At 34.1% G+C, this 10581-nt stretch carries 13 protein-coding genes; 4 read left to right on the forward strand and 9 right to left on the reverse strand.

Annotated elements, in window-relative coordinates; all coding sequences use genetic code 11:
• Positions 1 to 53: 53 nt before the first annotated feature.
• Positions 54 to 281, forward strand: a complete 228-nt coding sequence (locus tag UGRO018_RS16905) for a DUF1949 domain-containing protein (RefSeq protein ID WP_416327688.1) — start codon at positions 54 to 56, stop codon at positions 279 to 281.
• On the opposite strand, the gene UGRO018_RS16910 is transcribed toward UGRO018_RS16905, so the two are convergent.
• Complete coding sequence (locus UGRO018_RS16910; protein WP_416327689.1) at positions 278 to 796, reverse strand: NAD(+) diphosphatase; 519 nt, start codon at positions 794 to 796, stop codon at positions 278 to 280. The two genes, UGRO018_RS16905 and UGRO018_RS16910, sit on opposite strands and share 4 nt — an antisense overlap.
• Positions 797 to 951: 155 nt before the next feature.
• Between UGRO018_RS16910 and UGRO018_RS16915 the strand changes: the two genes are divergently transcribed.
• Entirely contained in the window at positions 952 to 1971 is a 1020-nt protein-coding gene (locus tag UGRO018_RS16915; RefSeq protein WP_416327690.1) for a lysylphosphatidylglycerol synthase transmembrane domain-containing protein, read from the forward strand.
• 23 nt (positions 1972 to 1994) lie between these two features.
• Here the strand turns inward: UGRO018_RS16915 and UGRO018_RS16920 are convergent, their stop codons facing one another.
• The 7 genes from UGRO018_RS16920 to UGRO018_RS16950 all read right to left on the reverse strand — a co-directional run bounded on the left by UGRO018_RS16920 (position 1995) and on the right by UGRO018_RS16950 (position 8209).
• Positions 1995 to 2498 carry a hypothetical protein gene (locus UGRO018_RS16920; protein ID WP_416327691.1) on the reverse strand — a complete coding sequence of 168 codons (504 nt, stop codon included), beginning with the start codon at positions 2496 to 2498 and terminating at the stop codon, positions 1995 to 1997.
• Complete coding sequence (locus UGRO018_RS16925) at positions 2495 to 3058, reverse strand: hypothetical protein (protein WP_416327692.1); 564 nt, start codon at positions 3056 to 3058, stop codon at positions 2495 to 2497. Before UGRO018_RS16925 ends, UGRO018_RS16920 begins: the two co-directional genes overlap by 4 nt.
• A gap of 91 nt (positions 3059 to 3149) precedes the next feature.
• On the reverse strand, positions 3150 to 3986 hold the full coding sequence (locus UGRO018_RS16930; protein ID WP_416327693.1) for a hypothetical protein: 837 nt from the start codon (positions 3984 to 3986) through the stop codon (positions 3150 to 3152).
• Positions 3987 to 4186: 200 nt separating this feature from the next.
• Positions 4187 to 5497 carry a serine hydrolase gene (locus UGRO018_RS16935; RefSeq protein WP_416327694.1) on the reverse strand — a complete coding sequence of 437 codons (1311 nt, stop codon included), beginning with the start codon at positions 5495 to 5497 and terminating at the stop codon, positions 4187 to 4189.
• An 83-nt stretch (positions 5498 to 5580) separates the two neighbouring features.
• Complete coding sequence (locus tag UGRO018_RS16940) at positions 5581 to 6468, reverse strand: serine hydrolase (RefSeq protein WP_416327695.1); 888 nt, start codon at positions 6466 to 6468, stop codon at positions 5581 to 5583.
• Positions 6469 to 6525: 57 nt separating this feature from the next.
• A complete protein-coding gene (locus tag UGRO018_RS16945) occupies positions 6526 to 7719 on the reverse strand; it encodes a hypothetical protein (RefSeq protein WP_416327696.1) in 1194 nt (397 codons plus the stop codon).
• Positions 7706 to 8209, reverse strand: a complete 504-nt coding sequence (locus UGRO018_RS16950; RefSeq protein ID WP_416327697.1) for an RNA polymerase sigma factor — start codon at positions 8207 to 8209, stop codon at positions 7706 to 7708. Before UGRO018_RS16950 ends, UGRO018_RS16945 begins: the two co-directional genes overlap by 14 nt.
• A gap of 179 nt (positions 8210 to 8388) precedes the next feature.
• Between UGRO018_RS16950 and UGRO018_RS16955 the strand changes: the two genes are divergently transcribed.
• Together UGRO018_RS16955 and UGRO018_RS16960 are read left to right on the forward strand one after the other, a co-directional pair.
• Positions 8389 to 8877, forward strand: coding sequence for an Lrp/AsnC family transcriptional regulator (locus tag UGRO018_RS16955; protein ID WP_416327698.1), 489 nt, complete (start codon positions 8389 to 8391; stop codon positions 8875 to 8877).
• Complete coding sequence (locus UGRO018_RS16960) at positions 8877 to 10043, forward strand: aminotransferase class I/II-fold pyridoxal phosphate-dependent enzyme (RefSeq protein ID WP_416327699.1); 1167 nt, start codon at positions 8877 to 8879, stop codon at positions 10041 to 10043. Before UGRO018_RS16955 ends, UGRO018_RS16960 begins: the two co-directional genes overlap by 1 nt.
• 325 nt (positions 10044 to 10368) lie before the next feature.
• Here UGRO018_RS16960 and UGRO018_RS16965 read toward each other — a convergent pair.
• Positions 10369 to 10581: hypothetical protein (locus tag UGRO018_RS16965; RefSeq protein WP_463667573.1), on the reverse strand; the 213-nt coding region annotated here is incomplete at its 5' end.

Here is a 10581-nt window from a genome sequence, read left to right on the forward strand (position 1 = left end):
ATTTCTTATAAGTAGGATACTTTTCTTCCTACTTTTATAATACGAAAGAGACCATGCAGAAATATCAAATTACATTTTCTTATGATCTCATTGGTAAACTTGATTATTATTTCAGAACACAACAACTTTCCATCTTAGATAAGATATATGATGAAATGGTAACTTATACCTTTTTGAGTAAAACTGATCTTCGTGAAGATTTCAGTGAGTTAAGCAATGGTGCTTATCTTCCTGAGTATTTAGAAACCATCATCATAGATGTAGATCAAACGATCATTTAACGAAATCCTTGTTCCTGTTGGATCATATCCCAATTATCAAAAAAAGAAGATAAAAAACGTTGTGCCAAAGAACAAGGTTTTACTTCTATTTTAGCCTGTTCAAAGCGATACCAAGCAGCATGATCTACTTCCCAATCACTTACAAGATCCAAACATTCTCGATCCGCTACAACGATAAAATTACAAACAACGGTATTGGTTTTTTCAAAATATTCACTTTTATTATATCGTAACGCATGTACATTTAAACCGATTTCCTCTTTTAGCTCTCGTCTAAGTGCCTCTTCTAAGGCTTCTCCTTTATTGACATAACCAGCAACCAAAATATTATGATCTCTTCCATATTGCTTGATCAATAAAATCTTATCTTTTTGCGGATTCAATACCACCATAGAAACCGCTGTATTAAAAATCGGAAACCGATATTCTTTACAATGCTCACAAAAGGGAATCATTCCTTCATGTTCTAATTCTTTTACTATCAAAGGATGTCCACAGGTACTACAATATTTCATAATCCACCTCCAATGCCTATAGTATACGCCAATTGTTTTTCATTACGCAAGGTATTTGGACACAGTTCCTTTTTAACAATTCCTTAACATATTTTTTTTGAAATGTGCTATACTTGAATACCTAGCATACAATGGTTATATTGAGGAGGATGTCTATGGGAAACAGCTGGAAAAAAACACTTGCTCAAGCCGCTCTTTTATTGTCCTTGATTGCATTTGCTTTCTGGTTTGCTTTAAAAGATGATTATGAACAAGTATTATATCATCTTACTAGTGTTTCTATTCCTTGGCTGTTATGGATCATGTTCTGTGGCATTCTTTATTATATACTACAGGGTTATATGTTATATACCATTACCAAGCCATATAAAAAAGATATCACCTTTAAGGATGGTTGCTATAATGCTTACATTGCGGCGTTTTTTAATGGAGTTACACCTCTTGGTGGTGGACAGGTATCTCAAACTTATGCATTTCGTAAATTAGCTATTTCCTATCAAGATATCGCAAGTATTTTATGGAAAGAATTCTTTCTTTATCAAAGTGTTGTAGTTGGGTTTGCTTGTTTACTTATTTTCACCCACTTCACCTATGCCATTGATACCTTTTCCGGATATTTTTTACTCATCATTGCCGGTCTTTTGATCAATGCTTCCGTAATTTTGATATTATGGACAATGTCTCATTTCCCAAAGCTTTACACAAAGCTAAGCTCTATGATCGTTTCTTTGGCATATAAGCTTCATATCATTAAGAAGAAAGAAGAAACCTTAGAAAAATGGAACGTACAAGTCCATTATTTTTCAGAGGAAATTAAAAAGTTGAAACAAGATAAGCTGTTAATTAAAAAAGGAGTATTCATTAATCTATTACGTCAAATTATTTACTATAGCATTCCCTATTTCGTTGGAATCGGTCTAGGACTTCCTTTGACCCTTTCAGATATCATCACAGTACAATTATTATCTTGTTTCATTCACATGTTAAATGCATTAACTCCACTGCCTGGTGACAGCGGTTGGACCGAAAGCGCCTTTATCCTGATCTTTGGTGTATTGTTTGGGAAAATCTATGCAAGTAGTATCATGATCCTTTGGCGTACCGCAACCTATTATCTTAATATCGTCATCGGTGGGATCCTATTTTTAATATTTAAATCAAAAGAGCATGTTTAAAACGACAATTGATCTGTCGTTTTTTATATCCCACAATCATTTTGATCAACATCCACATGTGGAATATCATAAACATCATTCGGTATATAGAATGCTTCTAATGTGAAGCCATCAACATTCGCACAATGATAAATGATTTTTATATTTTCACTGACACTTTGAGATTCAAAGGTGACATCGTATATTTGATTACATACATTTTGTGAAAATCCAAACACCACACGACTATTGGAACCATATGTAGTCATAAATTTCATATCATCTGTATCTAATACTCTTGCTTGCATAAGCACAAAATAAGGTTGGGCATCCTCTTGTCCCTGAAACATCATTGCTTTATATCCACCTTTGGTATGAACGATCACCGCATAAGTTTCAAAATAATTTGTTTGTGCTACAATTTCAGCTTGTTCATCCTCTAACGCATTTTTTACACAATCTAAAAGAACATCTTTCTTTTTTACGATACATCCGGAAAGAATACATAATAAAATGGAAATAGAAAACACCATCCAATGACGTTTCATCTTAACTCCTCCTCCTCATATATTAGATCTTGACTGAGCTCTTTCATTGGCATGGAAATCCATTCATTTTGTTCATTCAATACTTCGAATCCCCCTATCATAAAATCAGGATAAGTTGACAGCACTTTAAAATACATATCAAATCCATCCAAATCACCTTCGATCAACATAGAACCATAACTGTCTCCATGTTTTTCAATAATCATTTGATATTGTTTCATGGTTTTATCCTCATTATCACCAAACACAATTAGGATTCCTTCGTTAAGATCATAGATCGTCTGATATGATAATGTATTCTTTTCCATCTTATTTAAAGAAATCAAATGTGCGCCATTCTGCATTTTTTGAAATATGATAATATAATCCCCATCATTTTGATGAACCCATTGAATACAGTAATCATTTATGGTTTCTTCTTTTATCAAACTATAGGATCCTTGTTTCAGATACATCTTTATTTGCTGATCCATATCCTCATGAATCGATTTTTCCATACAAGAGGAGAATAGAAACAGACAAGTGATCGATGCCATGAATTGCTTCCACGTTTTTTTCATATCGTTCCCTCATTCATTAACTATATTATAGAACATCTTTTCCTATTTGTCATTACAGCATTTGATTCAAAAAAAGGAACATTTCTGTTCCTTAGCTTAATTCTTTCGCAAGTTTCCAAAGCTCACTATAAGATACAAATCCTATCGCATCGCTCTTTTCTTTTGCTACCTGTCTTTGACGCTTCACATTTCCTTCATGTACTTTATTCAGATTGTTTTTATCCATCATATATTGTACATAAGAGAACTTCTTTAACAGGAACCAATTTGCAATGATTTGATTGATACAAGCTTCTTTATCATCACTTTCCTTAAGCAAATCCCTTAATTCTGCTTCCTGTTTCTTGCCCATTTCATTTGCCAGCTCATACATCTGCGTATAGCTATCGAACATTTTCGCATCTAACTCACGTTGCACGATACCGGCTTTACTGTTTTGAAAGAAAAATTTATCAACTGCGCCCAACATCAGATCCAAATGTTCCTCATTTAAACAGTCCGCAATGATTTCATTACGAGTTCCCTCATATTCATTTTCCGGTTCACTCATAACATAATACAATGCTTTTGCTTTTACATATTCTTCCTTATCTCCTAATGTCAATATGATTGCTTTCTGAACATCATCGAATTTTCCATATACAATATATGGACAAACGATCGTGCCCTTCGGCAATTTAAACGCATCCTTATAACGGATGATTTGATTTGCAATTGCATCCTTATTGATATTCAACCTCAGACGAACGCAAATTCTTAGATTACTATCCTTTTCGAACAGTTTTGTCAGTAAAGCATGTGTTTCCTCTTTTCCCTCAACTGCTTCAATCGTGGAAAGATAATCTTCTAAAAAACCATTAAACTCACAAATTCCAGCATTCCCTTCTCTAGCATCCTGAACCTGATTCAGGATATCATAAATTGCCATAGTGTTCCTCCTTTCCTTGACGTATATTTGACATTTGAAGATAAATGGAACATGTCTTGCTATATAGGTTGAACTCTGAAGCACATTATATACAGAGTTCCGGTTGTTTGTTTATGTAAGTACCTAATTTTATTGTACAACCTTTTTGAAATAATTCAATGTTATTTTACGAATTTCAGATATTTAGCTATTCATGCCCATCAATGTGCCATTGCATATTGATACAGAATCAGATTAACTTCTCCGATTACATTTCTTCCGGCATCTCCTAAGGAAGTATAAACAGCTGCAGCATATGGTTTTTCAGCCATCACAAGACCTGCCGCATTATAAGCCGCTTGATAAAAGCCATCCTTTTGCATGATCGGAACATATACATATTTCTTTAAGCAATCACCTGGAGATACTCCATACAAACGTTGTGATAGTTCCGGAAAACTATTTAAATGTTGATATAGATACACCAATAAATCATTCATATAATGCACCGTGATATTGTTATCATAATATGGTGATTCATAGGAAATAGCACTATATTTCTTAATCGCTTCACGATAGGCACCCCATCCGCCAAGTCCATCATATAGAATACGAGAAGCTGTATTATCAGAATAGACAATGCTATAGTATTGAAGCTCTCCTACGGAAATTTTATCACCCGGCTTTTTTTCATCACCAATCGGTCCACCTGCTTCAAAGCTTTCTTTTCGATATTCTAACATGTCACTTTGTGAGATTGCTCCTGCATTTTCTTGTTCATAATAATACATATTCAAAGGAAGCTTATACGTACTACCTGCAGTCATCCATTGATCTCCATTTATCATTGTCGTTTCTCCTGTAGAAAAATTATGATAGCTGACTGCAATTTGACTGGTTAGTCCTCTTTTTTTCATATAATCTTTTAAAATAGATTCCAAGCTCATAGAGCCATAATCATAATCAAAGCTTAAAGCAGAGGTAAGATCAACCTTTGGTGTTGTATCCACAACCTGTATGATTTGACATTTCTTTTCCTCATTTCCGCTTTCATCTTTTGCATTAACACAAAATTCATGCTCACCTATCGTAAAGTCTTCCTCATCCATATTCAAAGATACTTTTACCTTGGATTTTTCATCACTAGCCTCATAGATATCCTCAAGCTCAAAACCCTGATATAAATCTATCTTATCTTTTTTAAATTTGATGGTTGGCTTCACATTATCTATGATATGGAAGATAACATGATAAGTCTGATCACGAAATGGTAAAACCACATCATAATCCTGAATCTTATCAAATTGAAACAAGGCTTCGTCAAAATCTACATCACTTCTTTGTCCTTTGAAATAATACGCACTGTTTGTTTCTGCTTTCTCTGTATAATTTAAAGTTACCTCCTTTACGACCTGTTCGATATCCTCATAAAACTGAGTCATATAGATAGCAACTCCAACACATCCCGTAAGTAGGAGCGTTACACTTAACATTATGATTATTTTTACCTTTTTCTGCACTTTTCTTATCATACAATACAACCCCTTATCTAGTAATATTTTATCATGTTATGAAGAAAGATGATAATTTTTTACATTTTTATAAAAACAACTGCCTATGAAGCAGTTATTGTAGTCTTTTGAAAATAGTCATAACAGATTTTATTAAGATCACCAAGATAAGCTCTTGCGTCAAGTCCAAGTTGCGTAAAAATGACAATGGCATAAGGATGAGGAGCTTCTACGATTCCAGCAGAATGTAGTGCATTTTCATAATACCCATATTTTTGTGCTGTCTTAGATGGTAGATTTCGATTCAAATAATCATTAGGTAATGCTTGTTTCATATCAGTTAATAACATCTCATAGCGATCTCTATGTTCATATAAATAACATAAAGTATCCATGACATATTGTGTATTCAATACATTATCTCCTGAAAAAAACACATCCTCATATTCCATGTTACTATACTTCACACAAGCTTGTTTGAATGCAATCCACCCTCCCATATGTTCAAATAAAATATGCCCTGCTGTATTATCAGAATACAGAATCATATCATGTAATAGCGTTTCTATCGTTAATAAACTTCCGGGTTCTATTTGATCTGCGATTGGTCCTCCTGCCTCGTAACAATATGCTTCATATGATATTGTATCATTGATTTGAAACGTTCCTTTTGCTAATTCATCGTAATACAACATTGCCAAAGGTAGTTTATAAATACTAGCCGCTATCATATATGTTTGTGTTCTCCATTGCACTTCCTCTTCACCGCATAAGTCTTTTACATATATACTGATTTGATCAAGGGGAATGTTTTGTTGTGTCAAATAGTCATTTATCTGTTTTGTCAAAGATCGTTCTTCTTGTATAGGCAACATGATTTCTTCCTCCTTTCCTTGAATTACTTTTTGATGTTCTTTCCATAAATCATAATAACCATACATTAACAAAACTCCTATGATCCATATGATCATGATCCATCTTATTTTTTTCATTCAAACCACTTCTCCTTCATCTATTCAACGAAGATGAAGGCGTTTTTATTTCATTATCTATGTGATCTTTAAGATAGGATCTTCAAAATACCATGGAGTTTTTCTATCAGTAAGCGTAGCCAATGCCTCTTGTTGTATCGCAATCACATCAAATCGATATATCCCATTCTCTTTTTGAATATAAAACCGATAAACAGGAAGACGATAAGGTAAAAACGTAATCATCGATTCATCGTGTGGATATACCATATCATAACCTACGATTTCATTTTCATTAAATTCAGTATTTTGAAAAGCATAATAATATCCACCTTTTAAAAGAATTGCTTTTGCTTCCTCAACGGATATCAATGGCATATCCTTCAAATAAATCAATTGATCCACATCATAAAATCTAATCTGAGCAACATAAGTAGTTTCTTCATCTTGATGAAAAGATGAGGAAGATCCCACAATGGAAAAACTGATAGAAGCCTTTCCTTCTTCATAGATCGGCGCTTTTTCACTCTTTTGTGTGATTATAATTTCATAATTGCCTCCTGCGTTTTCTGTAACATGATACATCGCAGATGTAATATCGGCAAGTTTTGTATATAGATCACGATATTGTTTTGCATAATCTAAAATACGATCAGAATTATGCAATATAGATGCGGGAATTGACTCTTTAAACTGTAGGATCACTGATGCATCCTCTTCTACCTTCACATAAACTTGTTTATTTTCCAAGAAGTATTGTCCTGTGATGCTCTTTTGAATTTCTCCTTCTAAGGAAAGGATATGTTTGACTTCTTCCAGTTTTGCTCGATATGTTTCATCACGATATGGATACGTATGTCCTAGATTGTCTTTATACTCTCCATAGCGATAAACAGGAAGACTGTCCATCTTAGGATAGGTGTTACCAACTTCTCCTTTCGTATCAGACTTTAAAATACCGTTTTGCTCATGATAGCCAAAACCCACAAGATAATCATAGTAGATAGGTTTGTATCCCATAAGCTTCTGTATTCCATTGACAAAGGTTCCTTGCATTTGTGATAAATCTAACCACGCAAGCTCACTAGATAGTTGTAATCGTAAAACAGATAGGACACAAAGACATAAAATGAATGTGGCACATATTGCCATAACCTTCGATCTAGGTCTTCTCATTTGTTTTTCTTCTTGCTTAGATAGCGCAGTTTTCAGACTTTGAAGCTGTTGCTCATTCAATTGAAATCGGTCCAACTCTTCTTTATATTTCTGCATCCAAATCTTCTCCTTTCAACATATCCTGTAATCTTTTTCTTGCTCGTTTCAACTGCGTTAAAACAGTTGCCTCTTTTTTATCCATCAACTCCGCAATCTCTTTCACACTATAACCCTCATAATAAAACAGATAAATGACATCACGATATTTTTGCGGTAATTTTTTTACATAAGGTAATATCACAAATGTTTCTGTTGGTTTTGTGTTAGATGCATATTGATCAAACAATTGTTCATGCTTACGGATACGTTCGTATTTCCAACGATCCTTACACGTATTCATTGCGACCTTTAACACCCAAGCTTTTTCCTTTGCGATAGAAGGAAAGATGGGTCTTCTTTTCATTATCTTGATAAAGGTATCTTGCAAGATATCCTGTGCATCTGCTTCGTTATGCGTATGTTGTAAAATTAGTCGATAGACCATTGAACCATAACGCTCAATTAATTCTTCATTGCTTTGGCAAATCATTCCCTCAGATTCCTCCATGCCTTTTCGATTCCTTTCTTCTGTCTTTCAATTCTTTGATACTCTTTTTCTTGCTCCTATATAGAACGATTTGCCAACTTGAAATATTTCATTGTTTCCCTGAGCTTTTCAAATTCTTGGTTTACTTCATTTGTAATCCATTATACAATAGATACATATGATAGAAAAGGTGATGAAATATGAAGACTGAATTGTTGCTATCCTTGTTAGAAACGAATGCTAGATACTCTACACGTGATCTTGCAGATGTTTTATTAGAGGATGAAGACAGTGTCATTCACACAATGAGTGAGCTGGAAAAGAAAAAAATTATATGTGGTTATCACACGATCATCAACTGGGATAAAACCAACAAAGAAAAGGTCATGGCCTTGATTGAGGTAGGGGTAACTCCAGAGCGTGATTATGGATATGATAAGATCGCTAAAAATATTTACCGTTATCCTGAGGTAGATACGATGTATCTTATGAGTGGAAAGAGTGAATTTATCGTCATTATTTATGGAAAAACCATGCAAGAAATCAGCAATTTTGTTGGTACGAAATTAGCTCCTACTCAAAATGTTGTTTCAACGTCTACATTCTTTGTCTTAAAGGAATATAAGGTCAATGGTGTTGTCTTCGATGAAGAAGAAAAACATCCTGAAAGATTGGTTGTGACTCCCTAATGTATAGAAAATTTTTAAGTAATAAAGTACAAACGATCAAACCAAGTGGCATCCGTAAGTTTTTTGATCTCGCTAGTCAAATTGAAGGGGTCATTTCGCTTGGTGTAGGTGAACCAGATTTTGATACTCCTTGGCATATCAGAGAGGCCGCTATATATTCCATAGAAGAAGGTAGAACACATTATACTGCAAATCAAGGATTATATGAGTTGCGTGAAGAAATCGCAGCATATGCCAAACGTCGATTTCAATTAGATTATGATCCAAATGATAACATTATCGTTACGGTTGGTGGTAGTGAAGCAATTGATATTGCAATGAGGGCATTGGTAGATCCAGGTGATGAAGTAATCTTAATGGAACCATGTTATGTTGCATATACTCCAAGTGTAGAGCTTTGTGGTGCTGTTCCTGTTCATGTAAAACTTGAACATAAAGATGAATTTAAGCTAACACCTGAGAAATTAGAAGCTGCTTTGACTCCTAAATCGAAGGTGATGCTACTGAATTTCCCATGTAATCCTACCGGTGGTGTTATGACTCGTGAGGATTATGAAAAGCTTGTGCCTATCATCAAACAGCATGAATTGATCGTTATCAGTGATGAAATTTATGCAGAGCTGACCTATGATGGAGAATTCTGTTCCTTGGCTAGCTTCCCTGAAATCAAAGATCAAGTGATTATCATCAATGGATTTTCAAAGGCCTTTGCGATGACAGGTTGGCGTCTTGGCTATACACTTGCCAATGCAACATTTACTGCCGCAATGAATAAGATTCATCAATATATCATTATGTCTGCGCCAACAGCTGCTCAATATGGTGCTATTGAAGCCTTGCATAATGGAGATATTCATGTTGCGGAAATGAAAGAAGCCTATGAATCTCGTCGTAATTTTATCACAAAAGGTTTTAATCGCATTGGATTACCAACCCATTTACCTCATGGCGCTTTCTATATTTTCCCAGATATTCGCTCAACTGGATTGACCAGTGATGAATTCTGTGAAAAACTATTAGAGGAAGAAAAGGTTGCTTGTGTTCCAGGAACTGCCTTCGGTGATGCAGGAGAAGGGTTCATCCGTGTATCCTATGCCTATAGTATTGAACATATCAAGGAAGCTATTGAAAGAATCGATCATTTCTTAAAACATCTAAAAGATTGATGAGCCTAAAGGTTCATCAGTCTTTTTCATTATTACATAAATTTAAACATCAGATGATTAGCTTACAATTTCGTTATCCAACTGTAAGCAAAATCCAACGACAATAATCATTTCTTTTATTATACTATATCTGTAATTGTTAGGAGGTCATCCATATGATGAAATTATGTCAAGTTTTAAAAGCAATCTTTTGTATTCTATGCCTAGGATATGATGAAACAGCCTTTATTGATCCTACTGCTTAGATAAAATAAATGAAAAAACGAATCAGTATTCCATACATACTGACTCGTCTATTTAGTTTCATAAATAAAAGTGTGATATACTAGTTGCCTATTTGTTCAATGGCTACTTTTAACTCTTCAACAGAATCATAATCAAATATAAAATCTGTGATGTGATCTAATTGCATTTGATTCAATGTTTTTAGCCATTTTCTTTCATTCTTTCCATATTTATTTTGAATAATTTTTTCTAAAAGCTGATATTTTTCTTGTTGTTTACCTAATAATAAGCCTTCACGTTTACCTTTCAATAA

It is taken from the genome of Hoskinsella mucinilytica, from assembly GCF_045223415.1.
GTDB classification, from domain to species: Bacteria; Bacillota_I; Bacilli_A; order Erysipelotrichales; family Erysipelotrichaceae; genus Hoskinsella; species Hoskinsella mucinilytica.